Below are 15079 nucleotides of genomic sequence, written 5' to 3'. Positions count from 1 at the left end.
CGTCGTTCCGGCGCCGGGCGTACCGTACTCCGGTGAAGCGTGCGGATGCGGAAGCCGCGAGGCGGATGACACCGGGCGCGCGGACGATTTCTCCGGAGTTCGTAACGGCACGGATGCCGGCAGGCCCGACCTTCACGCGGCGCCCCACGGTACGGATGCCGATGGACCCGGCGTTCACGCGGCGCCCTCCTGCAGCTCTCGCGCGAAGCTCCGGCGCACCCGTTCCGCGAGCACCATGCTCACGCCGCGACGCCAGTCGGCGCTGCCGAGCGGGTCGGTGTAGAAGTCGGTGGCGCTGGCCACGGCATCCCGCAGCTCACCCGCCCCGGGGATGCGCCCGAACCGCAGCACGCGGGGCCGGCGCACCGCCGCGGTCACCACGAACACGGCGGACCCGTCGGGATCAACCCGGGCGGTGACGACCGCGCCGGATCGGCCGAGCTCGGCCAGGGCGATCTTCTGCAGGCCGACACGGGAGCGCAGGGCATGGGCCGGGACGTCGAGAGCGCGCACCACCTCGCCCGGGGCGAGCGAGGTCGCGGCGTTGTCGATGACGAGATCGGCGACCGCGATCCGGCGCTCGCCGCCGTCGGGTGTCCAGATCAGCGCTGTCGCATCCAGGGTCGAGAGCATCGCGATCATCGCGCCCGCGGCGAAGGCCTGGCAGACGTTGCCGCCGACGGTGGCGGTGTTCCAGATCTTGAAAGACGCCAGCAGCGCGTCGGCGGAGGGGCGGGCGAGCGAGAGCGAGGTCCAGCCGGCGGGTGCGTCGCGTTCGACCCACGCGAGCAGGCGCGCGATGGTGCAGGTCGCACCGATGCGCAGGCCCTCGTCGGTGACCTCGATGTCGGGCCAGCCGAGGGTCGTGAGATCGACGAACCCGGTCGTGCCGGGCTGCGGCTCGCTCATGAGCCAGGTGCCCCCGGCGATGACGACTTCACCGGGCCCGAGGGCGAGGTCGTCGCGCGAGCGGGCGGGGCGGAACGAGGTGACGGTGGTGATGTCCATGCGTCAGCCCGCCAGGATCCGGCCCGACCAGCGGCCGTCGGTGAGCGTGTACTGCTGTCGGACGCTCTGGCCGAGCAGATCCCCGCGCCAGAACGACAGCGTCAGGGGGCGCACTCGGAACCCGGTCCAGCGCTCCGGGGGATCGAGCGTGGGGTGCGCCTCGTCGAACTCGGCCCACAGGTGCCGGCGGTCGTACGCCGGCAGACGGGCGTTGTCGTTCGTGTTCAGCCAGGCCAGGAGCTGCAGGTACCGCGACCGCCGGCGGTAGACCTCGGCGGCGGAGGCGTTGCTGACGCGCTCGACGATGCCTCGCACCACCAGCTGCCGACCCACCTCGGGCCAGGCCACCGACAGGGCGGCGACGGGGTTCGCGGCGATCTCGGCGACCTTCTGGCTGGCGGAGTCGGTGTGGAAGTACAGCCCGGTGGCATCCTGATCGCTCACGAGGACGTGCCGGATCGAGGGGATGCCGTCGCGCCCGATGGTCGAGAGCGCCGCGAGCGGACGCAGTTCGCTGTCGGGGGTGGGGAGCCAGCGCAGCAGGAGCGCAAGAGGGTCGTCGACGAGCGCGTCGATGTCGTCGACGTCGGAACCGAAAGACGTGCCGGCTGTGATCATGGTGACCTCCGAGAGGCTGCGGGTAGTGCCGAGCGTATGGAGTGCGCGTTTCCGCGATGTTGCCGCCATGAACATCGGTGGAAACACGTTCTCCCTACACTCCCGACATGACCCTGCTGCCCCTCATCGACGCGTGCCCCAAACGCATGGAGTACGGCCCGTGCGGCGGGGTCGGCTTCGACGGCTCGTGCGAGATCGACGCTCAGCATCGCTGCACGTTCCTTCCGCGGCGGACCGTGCCGTGGACGGGGATCGATCGGACGACTCCCGTGGACCCGGGGCGCCGGACCGCCGCCGCCGCGGAGACCCTCGCCTCCCTCGGCACGCGCCCGTGGGTCGTCGCCGACCTTCCCGCGCGGGCGCTGAGTGTGGCATCCATCGACGCGTGCGCCGCGGTGCTGTCGGGGGAGGTGGATGCCGTCCTCGCCGGCGACGCGGGAAGCGCCCGGGTGCAGTTCCCACCCGCCTACCGCGCGCACCTGCTGCAGCGGCGGGGACTGCGCGTCTGGAGCGGAGTCAACATGCGCGACCGCAACCGCGTCGCGATCGAGGGCGAGCTGGCGGCCCTCGCCGTCGAAGGGGTCACCGGGGTGCACTGCGTGACCGGCGATCACACCCGCACGGGACACCGGCCCGACGCCGCTCCCGTCTTCGACCTCGACTCCACGGAGGCCACGGCGCTGGCGCGCGCGGCGGGCCACGTCGTCTCGGTCGCCGCGTCGCCCGCGGCACCCCCTCTCGATCGACGGGCCGCGCGCCTGCGCGAGAAGCAGCGGGCCGGCGCCGACGTCTGCTTCGTCAACCACGCCGGCGGGGCGGCGCCCGTCCGCCGGTTCATCGACGAGGTGGGCGACGGCATCCGGTTCATCCCGTGCGTCCCCGTCGTCGTCGACGAGGCGTCGGCCGACCTGCTCGAGTCGTTCACCACGCTCGTGCTGCCCGACGGGTTCCTCGGTCGCATCCGTGGGGCCCGCGACACGCGCGCGGAGGGGATCGCCCTCGCCGTGGCGCTCGCCGAAGAGATGCTCGCACTCCCCGGCGTCGTCGGCGTCAACCTGTCGGGCGGTCGCGAGGGCGCCGAGGAGTCGTTCGCCGAGGCCCTCGCGGAGGTCGCGCGGCGGCTGCGCTGACCCGGCGGCGGCGGGCGCGCCGCGGCGGGAGGGGATCGGGCGCACCGCGTACCGAACTCCGGAGATCCGGCCTCTGCGGGGGCGTTTTCACGTTCGGGGCGATCGGCGCCGCCGTTCCTCCGGAGTTGCGCACGGCCGATTCGGACGCCCGGCCCCGAACCGGGCCGGGGAGGGCGGGGTCAGCGGGTGATGGCGGCACCGAGGTCGGCGGCGACCGCCACGAGATGGCCGCCCTTGCGCTCGGCGCGCTCGACCGCGCCCGGGTCGACGGCGTCGCGCTCGAGCAGCCGCCAGGGATGGGCGTCGATGTCGGCGCCGCCGGTGGCGCACGCCNCGAGCGGCTCGAGCGCGCGCCACCGGCCGTACGGGCGCTGCATGTCGACGATCCCGGCGCGGCCGCCCCGGCGCACGGCGGCGCAGACGCGCCGCCACGCTTCCTCGCGCGCGGGCATGATGCTGAGCGCATACGTCGAGAACACGGCATCCGCGCCTCGCCCGCCGGTGAGCGCGACCACGTCACCGGGATCGAGGGTCGCGGCGTCGGCCTGCACCAGCCGCACGCAGTCGTGCCACCCCATCGCCTCGACGCGGCGGCGGGCCACGGCCAGCATGTCGGGACTGCGATCGATGCCGATCACGCGCCCCTCGGACCCGACCGCGGCGAGCAGACCGGAGAAGTTCAGCCCCGTACCGCACCCGAGGTCGACGACGGTGTCGCCGCGTCGGGGGCGCAGCAGACGAATGCCGGCCTCTCGGCCCGCGCGATAGACCCACTTCTCACCCGAGAGCACGTCGTACCACCGTGCGCCCGCGCCGTACCTGCGCATCAGCGTCGCCATCGTGCCACCCCCTCTGCGACCACCTTAGGCTTCGGGAATGACCACTCCGCCGGGGCGTCGCGCCCGCACGCTCACCCCCACCGAGGCCGGTCGCCTCACCTGGGATCTCGTCGTCATCGGGGCCGGAAGCGCGGGTCTGGTCGGTGCGCGTACCGCGGCCGCGCTGGGGGCGCGGGTGCTGCTCGTCGAGGCGAGGGGCTTCGGCGGCGAGTGCCTCTTCACCGGCTGCGTCCCGTCGAAGGCGCTGATCGCGGCCGCCGACGCGGCCGAGGACGCGCGCGGCGCCCGCCGTCTCGGCATCCACGCGGGACCGGTACGTGTCGATTTCCCCGCGGTCATGGCGCACGTCAGACGCGCGATCGCCGAGATCGAGCCGGTCGACTCGCCCGACACCCTCGCGGCGAGCGGCGTCTACACGCTGCGGGGCCGGGCGCGCTTCGACTCTGCGCGATCGGTCGTCGTCGAGGGGGTCGGCATCCCCTTCCGCGACGCTCTGATCGCCACGGGGAGCTCGCCCGTGCTCCCGGCGGGGGCCGACGCCGGTGCCGTACTCACGAACGAGACGCTGTGGGACCTCGACGAACTCCCCGCGCGCCTGCTGGTGCTGGGTGGCGGGGCGATCGGGTGCGAGATGGCGCAGGCGTTCGCGCGGCTGGGCAGCGAGGTCACTCTCGTGCATCGCGGCGACCGCCTGCTGCCCAAGGAGGACCCCGATGCGAGCGCTCTGATTCTCGACGCCCTTCGCGCCGACGGTGTCGACGTGCGGCTGCGCACCACCCTCGAGAGCGCCCCACCGCGGGATGCGGCGACGCTCGCGCGCCTGAGCGACGGCACGACCGTGACGGCAGACCGCGTGTTGGCTGCGCTCGGTCGCCGTGTCGACACGACGGGGCTGGGACTGGATGCCGCGGGCGTGGGCACCGAGTCCTCCGGGGCGGTCGCCGTCGATCGGACCCTCGCCACGAGCAACCCGCGGATCCGGGCTGCGGGAGATGCGACGCCCCTTCCCCGGTTCACTCACACGGCCGGAATGTTCGGCAGCGTCGCGGCGACCAACGCCGTGCTCGGGTTGTCGCGGCGCGTCCGCCTCGACGACGTGCCGCGGGTGACCTTCACCTCTCCCGAGGTCGCGGCGGTGGGCGCCTCGTCGGCGGATGCCGCCGCCTCGGGCCTGCGCGTGGTCGAGACGGCGCACTCTCACCTCGACCGCGCGATCGCCGAGGACCGGACCGCAGGATTCACCCGACTCGTCGTCGACCGGAAGGGAAGGGTCGTCGGGGCGACGATCGTCGGGCCGCGCGCGGGGGAGTCGCTCGGCGAGATGTCGACCGCGGTGTCGCGGGGTCTGACGGTGAGCGGCCTCGCGGGAGTGATCCACGCGTATCCGACATACTCGGACGCCGCGTGGAACGCCGCGGTGCGCGACGCGCAGAGCGCGCTGCACCGGGGCGTGATCGCCGCGGCGATCCGGCTGCTGCGCCGACTGCGCCGTCGTCGGCGCTGACGAGGGACGGGGCTCGCGCGGATCACGCGCCGTCGACCGCCGAAAGCGCCCGGCTCAGCGCAACAGGCGATACCCCGCGACCACGCGCTGCACCGCGCTCACGCCCACGAAAACGGCCCACACGAGGGCGATCTGCCAGGCCCAGAACGGCAGGATCAACCAGAGCGCGTGCACGGCGATCGTCTCGGTACCCTCGGCGATGCGTCCGAGGAACGACAGCGAGCGCCCGTCATCGATGCGGCGCCCGGTGCGCTCGGCGATCGACGAGAACGCCAAGAAGGCAGTGCCGTTGACGTAGTAGGCCACCAGCACGAGGAGGAACGGCCACCAGGGGGCGTCGTAGGCCGCGCTCGCGCCCCACGCCACGCCGAAGACACCGGTGCCGTACGCGATGAAGTCCGCCGCGATGTCGAGGAACCCGCCGGCCTCGCTCTCGTCGCCCCGGCCTCTCGCCCGTCGTCGCCGTGCCAGCGTGCCGTCGAGTCCGTCGGCGATACGCGAAACGAGCCAGAGTGCGACCGCGACGGCCCACCACTGGGCTGCGGCCGCACCGGCCGCCCCCAGGGCGAGGACGAGTCCCGCGACGGTGAGACGGTCGGGCGTGATCCCCGGGCGGTCGAGGGCCGCCGCGGCGCGGTCGAGCGGGCGCGCGAGGGCTGCGCGCATCGCGCGGTCAATCACCGGAGATCCCGGCGCGGGCGCTCGTCACCGGCATCCCCGTGTCGCGATCAGGCACGGGGCGCCTCCGCGTCCCGCCGACGGCGGACGACCGCCCCCGCGATCAGCCCACCCACCAGCAGTACACCGACCGCGGCCACCGCGATCCAGAAGCCCGCGCCGAGCTCCCATCCGAACGCTCCGAGGGCGACGTAGGCGGCCGATCCGGGGACGATTCCGACGGCGGTTCCGATGGCGTAGTCGCGCCGGCGCACCGCCGTCAGCCCCGCGCCGTAGTTGATGAGGGTGAAGGGGATCACGGGGATCAGCCGCACCCCCAGCACGGCGACGAGCCCGCGGCGCCCGATCGCGGCATCCAACCGGGCCACCCGTGCGCCGGTGTAGTGCTCGACCGCCTCGCGTCCGAGCGCCCGGCCGATGACGAACGATGCCGCCGCCCCCAGCAGCGCGCCGACGTAGACCATCGCGAATGCCACCGGGAAACCCCAGACCACACCGGCGGCCACGCCGAGGACGTTCTTCGGGGCCGGGCTCAGGGTGAGCGCCGCGTACAGCAGCGTGAACAGCACGGCGCCGCCGAGTCCGGCCGCGCTCGACCAGGCGCGGATCTGCTCGACGTCGTGCGGCACGAAGACGAAGCCAACCGTTGCGACGACGGCGACGAAGAGACCGAGAAGCATCAATCGGAGAAGGGGACGGCGATTCGCACCGCGCACGGGCGCGGCGTTGTCGTTCGGCTCCATCGATTCCCCTCCGCTTCCCCATACCCTAAGTCCGCACGCGATCTCCGGTCGCCGGTCCCGACGAGGAGCCCCATGTCCCCCCTTCGACGCCGACGTCGTCTCACCGCCCTGACGGTTGTCGCGACCTCCTCCCTTTTCGCCCTCGCGGGGTGCGCGGCCCCCGCGACACCCGACGCGGGGGAGTTCGCCGACTGGGATGCCGTGCTCGCGGCGGCCGATGGACAGACGGTGCAGCTGTGGATGTACGGCGGAGACGACCAGGGGAACGCGTACGTCGACGACATCCTCGCCCCCGCGGTCGCCGCGTACGGCGTGACGTTGGAGCGCGTGCCGGTGACCGACACGCGCGACGCGCTCAACCGCGTGTTCACCGAGCTGCAGGCGGGCCGCGACGACGGCAGCGTCGACCTCGTGTGGGTCAACGGCGACAATTTCCGTACGGGCAAGGAGGCCGGTGCCTGGCGCTGCGGCTGGACGAGCCTGCTGCCGTCGATGACGAGCACCTCCGCCGACGATCCGCTGCTGCAGTCCGATTTCGGCACTCCCGTCGACGGGTGCGAGGCGCCGTGGCACAAGGCGCAGTTCACCCTCGCCTACAACGCCGCGGCGATCGCCGATCCGCCGACGACCTTGGCCGGCGTGCTCGACTGGGCCGAAGCGAACCCGGGACGCTTCACCTACCCGGCGCCGCCCGACTTCACCGGGTCGGTGTTCGTGCGCGAGGCGCTGGCGAGCGTATCGGGCGGCTCCGATGAGGTGCCGACGGCGTTCTCGCAGGAGGCGTACGACGAGCTCGCGCCCGCCCTGTGGGAGCGCCTCGACGCCCTCGCGCCGAGCTTGTGGCGCGCAGGCGACACCTACCCGGCGAACGAGACCGAGCTCGGCCAGCTGTTCGCCGACCGCCAGGTCGACATGACCATGACGTACGGTCCCGCCACGCTGACCGGCCTGGTCGCCGACGGGACCTATCCGGCCGAGACCCGCGTGCTCACGCTCGACGACGGCACGGTCGGCAACGCCAGTTTCCTCGGGCTGCCGGTCAATTCCGATGCCGCGGCGGGCGCGATGGTCGTGGCGAACGTCGCCCTCTCGGTCGAGCAGCAGGCGAAGAAGGCGGAGCCCGGTGTGTGGGGTCAGTTCCCCGTGCTCGACCTCGCCGCCCTCCCGCCCGAGGACCGCGCGCTGTTCGATGCCCTGCCGGACTCTCCGGTGGTGCCGCCCTATGACGAGCTCTCGCGCAACGCGCACGGCGAGCTCGCCGCCGAGTGGGTTCCCGCGCTCGACGACGGGTGGCGGCAGAACGTCCTGTCGCGGTGACCTGGTCGCCCGTCGCCCGCCGCTCCGGCTCCACCCGCGAGCGGCTGCGCGGAGCTCTGCTGGTGCTGCCGGCCGTCGCGCTCGCTCTCGTGGTGTTGGGTGGCGGCGTGGGCGCGACGGTGCTGCAGGCGTTCGGGTTGCTGCCGGTGGTCGGCCCCGTGCGGCCCGGGGTCGGGGCCTTCACTGCTCGCCCGGGCGAGGTGGGGGCCGCGGTCGCGGTGTCGCTGGGCGTCGCCGCTGCGGCCACGGCCGTCGCGGTGGTCGTCGGTACGATCGCGGCGGTGGTCATCGTCTCGCGCACGCGCAGCGCGCGCGTCGTCGCGATGCTCGGCACCGTCACCGTCACGATCCCGCACCTGATCGCCGCCGCGACCGTGGGGCTCCTGCTCTCGGACGCCGGTGTGCTGCCGCGTCTTCTCGGCATCGCGTCCGAGGCGTGGGCGCCGTGGGTCGGCGGGCCCCTGTGGGGCGCGGCGATCGTCGAGCTGGCATGGAAGGAATCGGCGTTCATCGCGCTCATCGTCACCGGGACCCTCGCCACTCGCATCCAGACCTACGACGAGACCGCGGCATTGCTCGGCGCGGGCCGGGCGCATCGGTTCCGCCACGTGCTGCTGCCGCTGACGGCGCCCACGATCCTGATCGGTGCGGCGATCAGCTTCGTCTACGCCCTCGGCTCGTACGAGGTGCTGTGGCTGCTCGGCCGCACGTCCCCCGAGCCTCTGCCCGTGCTCGCGGTGCGCCTGTTCCAGGGTGTCTCGCTCGACTCCCGGCCGGAGGCGGCTGCGGTGGCGCTGGTCACGTGCGTGATCGCCCTCGCGGTCGTGGCCGCGACCTTCGCCGCCCTTCGACGGACGGCGTCGTGGCGATGAGTGCCCCGCAGAGCACCCTCACGCGGTCCCACGGCGCCGGGCGCGTGGTGCGCCGTGTCGTCGCGGTGGTGCTGATGGTGTGGTTCGCCCTTCCGCTTCTTCCCCTCGTGCTGTGGTCGTTCGCCGAGAGCTGGACCTTTCCCGACCCGCTCCCCGCCGCGTTCGGCGGCCGCTCGGTCGAGGCGGCCATCGCTTTCGGCGCCCTCCCGGCGCTGGGGCGTTCCCTCGTACTCGGGCTCGTCGTCGCCGTCGCCGCGACCGTCATCGGAGCGCTCGCGGCTCGCGCGCTGACGTTCGGTGCGGTCCCTGGCGCTCGCCTCGTCTCGGTGCTGTTGCTGGCCCCCGTGGCGCTGCCGCCGTTCGCCGCGGTGCTCGGGGTCAACGTCGTGTTGTTGCGCGCACACGTGCCACCCACCGTGGGGGTGGCGATGGTGCTCACGGTGATGGCGCTGCCGTACACGGCGTTCGTCATGCGTACCGCCTATGGCGCCTACGACCGGTCGTACGAAGAAGAGGCGCGCCTGCTGGGTGCCGGGCGTCTGCAGGTGCTCCGCCGCGTGCAGCTGCCCCTCATCGCGCCGGCGCTCGCGCGCGCCGCCTTCCTGGCGTTCCTCGTCGCCTGGAGCGACTACATCGTCACCCTGATCGTGGGCGGCGGAGAGATCGTGACCCTGCCGCTCGTGGTCGCCTCCGCCGCGGCCGGTCTGGGCAACGACGCCGCGGTCGCGCTCATGTCGCTCTCGGCGATCGCCCCGCCCGTGATACTGCTGGCCGCCGTCCTCGCCCTCGGTCGTCGTGGCCGCGCCGGCGCGCGCGGCATCCCCGAGAAAGAGGTGGTCGCGTGAGCGCCGACCTGGCCCTCTCCGGCCTGTCCAAGACCTTCGCCGCGTCGGCGGCTCCCGCCCTCGACGACCTGTCGTTGACGGTCGCGGCGGGCACGTGCACGGCGGTGCTCGGCCCGAGCGGGTCGGGCAAGTCCACGCTCCTGCGCGTCATCGCAGGACTGGAGACGCCCGACCGCGGGTCGGTCTCGATCGGAGGGCGTGACGTCGCCGCGATCGCGGCCGAACGACGGGGGGTGGGAATGGTCTTCCAGCGCTCCCTGCTCTTCCCGCACCTCTCCGTGCTCGACAACGTCGCGTTCTCGGACCGGGTGTCGGGGATGCCGAAGACCCGCGCCCGCGATCGCGCGGAACGCTATCTCGACACCGTCCGCCTCGCCGGCTACGGCTCCCGGCGGGTGGGGGAGCTGTCGGGCGGCCAGGAGCAGCGCGTCGCGATCGCGCGGGCCCTCGCCGCGGAGCCCGCCGTGCTGCTGCTCGACGAGCCGTTCAGCGCGCTGGACCCGGCGCTGCGCGCCGATATGCACGATCTGCTCGAGTCCGTGCGCGCCGACGTGTCGCCGACGATCCTCCTCGTCACGCACGACCGCGACGAGGCCGCGCGCGTGGCTGACCGCATCGCGCTCGTCGAGAACGGTCGTCTGCTGCACGAGGGAACCGTCGCCGACGCTTATCGGAAGCCTGGGAGCCTGCGCGCGGCCGAGCTCATGGGGGGGCGCAACGCCGTCGTGGGCGAGGTACGCGACGGCATCCACCGCAGCGCGCTCGGCGCGGCCGCGGCACCCGGCGTCGCCGACGGACCCGCGACGCTGGTGTTCCGACACGAAGACGTGCGGGTCGGCGAGGTGACGGATGCCGACCCGCTCCGCGCGGTCGGCACGGTGCAGGCGCGGCGGCCGGTGGGCGCGCGCAGCGAGGTGGTGATCCGCGCGGGTGCGCTCACGCTGCACGCCGAGATCCCCTCGGTGTCGCCCATGAGCCCCGGCGACGAGGTGGCCGTGGCGGTGCCAGAGGCTCTCGCGCACGTCGTCGCGGGCTGACGGTCCCGCACCGGCGCAGGCGAGCCGGGCGGTGGACGAGGGCATCCGGAATGCACTGGTGCATCGGGGAGAACGATGACGTGCCGATGACGTGGGCCGACTTCGACAACGGCGAGCTCGCGGTGGGGCGGCTCGTCGCCGTCGACCGCGCCGGCGCGGTGGCATCCCGCTCAGACGATCGTGCGCGTCCCCGTTTCGCGCACCGGGGTCAGACCCGACGGGCGTGCGGTCACGGTGGCGCCGGGGCGCACGGTCGGCAGCGGCAGGATGCGGCGCAGCTCCTCGTTCTCCTTCGGGTCGAGTACCGAGTGCTGCACGCACGCGGGCACGAGGCGGCCGTCGTCGGGGTGGGCCATGGCGTACATGCAGGCGCCGAGGCGTTCCTGCGTCTCGCGCAGCAGGGGATCGTCGGCGACGACACCCTCCTCCATGAGCTTCCACGCGGGTGCCACCTGCTCGGCATCCATGAAGTTGTGGATGACGAACGTCTTGAACGACACTTTGCCGCGGCGTGCGGCCTTGACGACCTTGCGTGCGCCGCCCGCACGTCGGAGCACCCGACTCATCAGGCCGATGAGCGGGGGGATGTCGCCGGGGTGGGCGGCGAGGGCACGCACGACCTTGACCGCGAGCACGTGGCGGGGGATGCCGCCGAAGATCATGCCGCCGAAGTGCGAGAGGAACCGGTCGCGCGCGGCGATGTCCTTCGGGTCGTCGGGGTCGAGCACCGGTGCGAAGGTCTTCTCGACGCGGACGCCGACGGTGGAGCGGTTGCAGCGCGGGTCGCCGAACTGCGTCGCCTGCCAGGGGAGCTTCTGCCCGGCGCCGGCTTCGATGCGTTCCCACACCGCGTCGATCGTGACCTCGCCGAAGTCCTCACGCCAGCGGCGGTCGTCGCCGATGAAGGCGGCGGGCTGGAACGACATCATGTCGAACGGCATGTCGAGTACGTCGCGCGTGACCTGCTCGACCTCGGCGACGTTCGAGGGGGTGACGGTCATGTTGTGGGCGAGGTAGCTGTCGACGCCGTGGTCGCGCTTGAGGTCGACGAACATGCGCGCGAATCTCTCGCGGAACGGATTGAGCTCGGCCTCGTTACGCGGGCGCACCGCTCCGCGGCGTCCGCGCATGAGGGAGTCGAAGTGCGCCGCGAACGACACCTTGTCGAAGCGAGGCTTGCCATCGTCATCGAGGACGACGTCGAGGAGGTAGTCGTAGTCGAAGTCGCCGTGCGTCATCGACATGGGCTCCCGCCCGACCGCGCGCATCGCCAGCAGCGAGCGGGCGTGGTCCTCAGCGCTGAGGAGGCTCACCTCACCGCCGATCAGCTGCGCGTGCGCGCGGGGTCCGCGTACCGCACGCAGGTAGTCCATCTGGCGGGTGACGTTGTCGACGGTGTGCTCGCCGTCGATGCGAACCTTGTTGGCGTCGGCCGAGTGGTAGCAGGGCGAGCAGGTGAGGTTGCACTTGGGGAACACGCCGTGCGTCCCCTCGCAGCCCACGGCGCTGCGTCCGAGCAGCTGACCCGGTGTCTTGGCGTGCTCGGGGAGCTCCTGCCACCGCCGATCGAGCGCCCGGCGCGTCTCGGGATGGATGGGGCGGGTATCGAGCTCGAAGCGTCGAAGGGTCGTGAGTCGCATGTCGTCCTTTCGTGGCGTCTTCGCACTACGAAGAGTGTTCGCCGCGCAGCCGTCAACGGATTGCGCTCGCGTTCATCCTGCTCTTCCGGACGAGCTGTGGCGATTGCCGCCCGCGCCTCAGGCCGGAGTGCGCACCGCTGCGAACCGGTTGACCCGACGCACGGTGAAGCCGAGGCGCTCGTACGCCGCGATGGCACCGAGGTTCGATGACGCCGCGTGCATGACGGCGCGGTCGCCGCGCTGCTGGATGTGGAAGGCGATGTCGAGCACGAGGCGCGAGGCGAGCCCACGTCGTCGATGGTCGACGTCCACCGCGACCGCGCTGATCTCGGTCCAGCCCGCGGGGTGCAGCCGTTCTCCGCCCATGGCGACCAGACGACCCTCGTGACGGATGCCGATGTACCGGCCGAGCTCGTGTGTCCGCGCCCGGAAGGGCCCGGGCTGATTGCGCGCGACGATCGCGAGCATGTCGGTCACGTCGTCGCCGCCGAGCTCGATCGCCTCGTCGAAGGGGCGCGGCTGCAGGAGATCGGTCTCGACCAGCTGAACGCCCTCGCCGCCGCCGAGGAACTCCCACCCCTCGGGAAGATCGCCTTCGTACCCCGACAGCCCGACCTCCGCGTCGGGGCCGACGAGTTCACGCAACGCGTCCCACGCGTCCGGGTCGTCCCACGTGCGGACGGCGACGAAGGGGGCGACGTCCTCGGGATACCGGCGGACGAGGTCGTTGCCGATCGAGAACGACGCGTGCGGGCCGGCGAGGGAGTGCCAGGCGGCGTTGTCGAGGACGGACGGGTCGGCGAGGGGAGGTGCGGAAGTCATGGCGAGGGGTCGAACGATCCCGGGCCCGACCGCATTCCCCCTTGGCGTGCCCCGCCGACCCGGTTCCTCAGGGACGGGGGGAGTCGGGACGATCCCGAAGTTCCTCCGCGGCGTGGGCCACAGAATCGGCGACCTCGGACAGGGCGTCGGCGACGGCGTCCTGGGTGTCGGCGACGTCATCCTGGGTGTCGTCTCGATCGGGCGAGGTCTGCGATCCGGCGACGGGCGAGGCCGGCCGGTCGCCGCGGCTCACGTCGTCTCGCGTGTCGTCAGTCGCTGCCGAGTCGGTTCGTTCTCCGCCGCGCGAGCCGTCGCGCGTGCCGGTGTCGGGTGCGGTGTCGTCACCGTCCGCCTCCGTTCCGGCGTCGTCCAGAACCCGCTCGGTCTCGGCGACCGGGTCGGTGTCGAAGGGACCCCACACGCCGGTCACCGTGACGTCGACGTCGACGCGGCCCGAGCCGAGTCCGTCGAGGGCGTGTCGTGCCGCGGCGCGCACCGCGTCGGTGACCTCGTGCAGCTTGTGCGGGTAGTCGACGATGATCGACACCGCGCTGGTGACCCGCCCGTCCCGGCCCCGGTCGACCGTGACGCCGGCGACGCCGGCCGCGAGCCCGACGCGCTGACGCACCGCGTCGGAGGCGCGCTCGACCAGGCTGCCGAGCGCGTGAACGCCCTCGACGTGCGCGACGGCGTCTGCGACCGCCCGGGCGAGATCTGCCGGCACGGGCTGCGCCGCAGCGGAGGGGGACGAGATCGAATCGTTCGTCATGTCGTGTCCTGTCAGTTCACGCGGGTGTTGTCGCGTGCGAGTTTGGCGCGCAGCCCGGTGTGGATGGAGATGTAGGCGCGGACGTTTTGTCCGGTGAGCGCGGCGAGGTTGGTGACGAGGGTGTCGACGTGCTCGGCGACCTGGCGGGGTGAGGTGTTCTGCCGTGGGGTGACTGCGACGTGCAGGACGGATTCCCGGTTGATCTCTCCGGCGGTGACGCGGGAGGAGAGGATTTCGTCGCGTTCGGCGAGGGCGTTCTTCAGCGCTTCGGAGGCGAAGCCGTCGGTGACGGTGATGCGGCCTTCGGCGTTCGCGCTGCCGGTGGACTGCAGGGGCGCGTGGCGGCGTCCGCGGACGGCGGAGGAGGCGATGACGATGAGGATGATCCCCAGGACCACGAAGGCTGCGACCGCGCCCCATCCGGCGGAGTCACGACCCAGGGATTCGAGCCAGCCTTGGAAGCCGCCCATGACGGTGGTCCAGGTGTCGGTCCCGCCGGGCACCAGGCCCACGGCGAGGGCGAGGGCGCCCGCGGCCAGCAGCACGACGGCGACGAGGAAGAGGATGAAGCGGTTCAGACCGCGACGTGTCGCATTCATCGGGACTCCTTGGTGTCGGGACGCTGCACGCGCAGGTGGGTGCGGACGGCGGGGGTGAGCTTGTAGGCGGCGATCTCTTCGTCGACGATGTGGCGCAGCTGCGCTTCGTCGACGGGGATGCCGACCGGGGGACGCACGGTGACATCGAGGGAGCGGTGGGCGACGCCGACGACGATGTCGTCGCGGGCGATGCCGGATTCGTTGCTGAGGTGTTGGGCGATGGCGGATGCCACGACGCCGTTGTCGACGACCACGGCGCGCTCTCCCCATTGCATCTCGTGCTTGGACAGCCGGCCCGGCTTGAGGGCGAGGATCAGCACGACAAGCCCCAGGAGGGCCAGCACGACACCGCCGACGATGAACGCGACCGGCATCAACGCGGTGGGGGCGGCGACGACGGCGTTGAGGGCCTCGCCGGGGGCGACGAGCAGCGGCTGCGCGCCGACGAGGTTCAGGATGATCTCGACCGCGGCGTAGGCGAGGACGAGCAGCAGCAGCAGGACCACGACGAGCATGGCCACGGTGCGGGGCGAGTGGGTCTCGCGGCGCACGACGGTGCGCAGCACGGTGTCAGTCATCACAGCACTCGCTTTCGCTGGGGGGCGGTGGCGCCCGAGATGGTCAGATCCACACGCGAGATCTCACGGCCGAACAGCCG

The 15079-nt window shown here is 72.6% G+C and carries 16 protein-coding genes; 6 read left to right on the top strand and 10 right to left on the bottom strand.

From position 1 onward, the window contains the following. Window positions 1–174: 174 nt before the first annotated feature. Entirely contained in the window at window positions 175–1008 is an 834-nt protein-coding gene (locus tag ACTJJP_RS14715; protein WP_440775724.1) for an FAD binding domain-containing protein, read from the bottom strand. 3 nt (window positions 1009–1011) lie between these two features. Continuing rightward, the gene (locus ACTJJP_RS14710) at window positions 1012–1626 is read right to left on the bottom strand and encodes a pyridoxine/pyridoxamine 5'-phosphate oxidase (protein WP_440775723.1); all 615 of its coding nucleotides are present in this window, start codon (window positions 1624–1626) and stop codon (window positions 1012–1014) included. 107 nt (window positions 1627–1733) lie between these two features. On the opposite strand from ACTJJP_RS14710, the gene ACTJJP_RS14705 reads away from it, so the two are divergent. Further along, a complete protein-coding gene (locus tag ACTJJP_RS14705) occupies window positions 1734–2756 on the top strand; it encodes a methylenetetrahydrofolate reductase C-terminal domain-containing protein (protein WP_440775722.1) in 1023 nt (340 codons plus the stop codon). Between the two features lie 179 nt (window positions 2757–2935). Here ACTJJP_RS14705 and ACTJJP_RS14700 read toward each other — a convergent pair whose 3' ends face one another. Further along, on the bottom strand, window positions 2936–3583 hold the full coding sequence (locus tag ACTJJP_RS14700; RefSeq protein ID WP_440775810.1) for a class I SAM-dependent methyltransferase: 648 nt from the start codon (window positions 3581–3583) through the stop codon (window positions 2936–2938). Window positions 3584–3632: 49 nt separating this feature from the next. Between ACTJJP_RS14700 and ACTJJP_RS14695 the strand changes: the two genes are divergently transcribed. Next, complete coding sequence (locus tag ACTJJP_RS14695) at window positions 3633–5099, top strand: dihydrolipoyl dehydrogenase family protein (RefSeq protein WP_440775721.1); 1467 nt, start codon at window positions 3633–3635, stop codon at window positions 5097–5099. Window positions 5100–5153: 54 nt separating this feature from the next. Here ACTJJP_RS14695 and ACTJJP_RS14690 read toward each other — a convergent pair whose 3' ends face one another. Both ACTJJP_RS14690 and ACTJJP_RS14685 read right to left on the bottom strand, forming a co-directional pair. Beyond that, window positions 5154–5780, bottom strand: coding sequence for a CDP-alcohol phosphatidyltransferase family protein (locus ACTJJP_RS14690; RefSeq protein WP_440775720.1), 627 nt, complete (start codon window positions 5778–5780; stop codon window positions 5154–5156). A 47-nt stretch (window positions 5781–5827) separates the two neighbouring features. After that, window positions 5828–6457, bottom strand: coding sequence for a TVP38/TMEM64 family protein (locus tag ACTJJP_RS14685; RefSeq protein ID WP_440775719.1), 630 nt, complete (start codon window positions 6455–6457; stop codon window positions 5828–5830). 135 nt (window positions 6458–6592) lie between these two features. On the opposite strand from ACTJJP_RS14685, the gene ACTJJP_RS14680 reads away from it, so the two are divergent. Genes ACTJJP_RS14680 through ACTJJP_RS14665 form a run of 4 tightly spaced genes read left to right on the top strand, consistent with a single transcriptional unit; the run spans window position 6593 to window position 10591 of the window. After that, a complete protein-coding gene (locus ACTJJP_RS14680; RefSeq protein ID WP_440775718.1) occupies window positions 6593–7837 on the top strand; it encodes an ABC transporter substrate-binding protein in 1245 nt (414 codons plus the stop codon). Then, a complete protein-coding gene (locus ACTJJP_RS14675; protein ID WP_440775717.1) occupies window positions 7834–8709 on the top strand; it encodes an ABC transporter permease subunit in 876 nt (291 codons plus the stop codon). The genes ACTJJP_RS14680 and ACTJJP_RS14675 overlap by 4 nt, the downstream gene beginning before the upstream one ends. Next, the gene (locus tag ACTJJP_RS14670; protein ID WP_440775809.1) at window positions 8706–9554 is read left to right on the top strand and encodes an ABC transporter permease; all 849 of its coding nucleotides are present in this window, start codon (window positions 8706–8708) and stop codon (window positions 9552–9554) included. The genes ACTJJP_RS14675 and ACTJJP_RS14670 overlap by 4 nt, the downstream gene beginning before the upstream one ends. Beyond that, window positions 9551–10591, top strand: a complete 1041-nt coding sequence (locus ACTJJP_RS14665) for an ABC transporter ATP-binding protein (protein WP_440775716.1) — start codon at window positions 9551–9553, stop codon at window positions 10589–10591. The genes ACTJJP_RS14670 and ACTJJP_RS14665 overlap by 4 nt, the downstream gene beginning before the upstream one ends. A gap of 170 nt (window positions 10592–10761) precedes the next feature. Here ACTJJP_RS14665 and ACTJJP_RS14660 read toward each other — a convergent pair whose 3' ends face one another. From ACTJJP_RS14660 to ACTJJP_RS14640, 5 genes are all read right to left on the bottom strand, one after another. Next, window positions 10762–12231 (bottom strand): hypothetical protein, encoded by a 1470-nt coding sequence (locus ACTJJP_RS14660; protein ID WP_440775715.1) that lies wholly within the window; start codon window positions 12229–12231, stop codon window positions 10762–10764. A 117-nt stretch (window positions 12232–12348) separates the two neighbouring features. Beyond that, entirely contained in the window at window positions 12349–13053 is a 705-nt protein-coding gene (locus ACTJJP_RS14655; RefSeq protein WP_440775714.1) for a GNAT family N-acetyltransferase, read from the bottom strand. 67 nt (window positions 13054–13120) lie between these two features. Further along, a complete protein-coding gene (locus ACTJJP_RS14650) occupies window positions 13121–13822 on the bottom strand; it encodes an Asp23/Gls24 family envelope stress response protein (protein ID WP_440775713.1) in 702 nt (233 codons plus the stop codon). A gap of 11 nt (window positions 13823–13833) precedes the next feature. Further along, window positions 13834–14421 (bottom strand): hypothetical protein, encoded by a 588-nt coding sequence (locus tag ACTJJP_RS14645; protein ID WP_440775712.1) that lies wholly within the window; start codon window positions 14419–14421, stop codon window positions 13834–13836. Next, on the bottom strand, window positions 14418–14999 hold the full coding sequence (locus tag ACTJJP_RS14640) for a DUF6286 domain-containing protein (RefSeq protein WP_440775711.1): 582 nt from the start codon (window positions 14997–14999) through the stop codon (window positions 14418–14420). The genes ACTJJP_RS14645 and ACTJJP_RS14640 overlap by 4 nt, the downstream gene beginning before the upstream one ends. Window positions 15000–15079: the final 80 nt, after the last annotated feature.

It is taken from the genome of Microbacterium sp. 22296, assembly GCF_052045385.1.
In the GTDB taxonomy this organism is placed as follows: domain Bacteria; phylum Actinomycetota; class Actinomycetes; order Actinomycetales; family Microbacteriaceae; genus Microbacterium.
The sequence above is the reverse complement of the archived record's forward strand: the minus strand, read 5'-3'. Positions and strand labels throughout refer to the sequence as shown.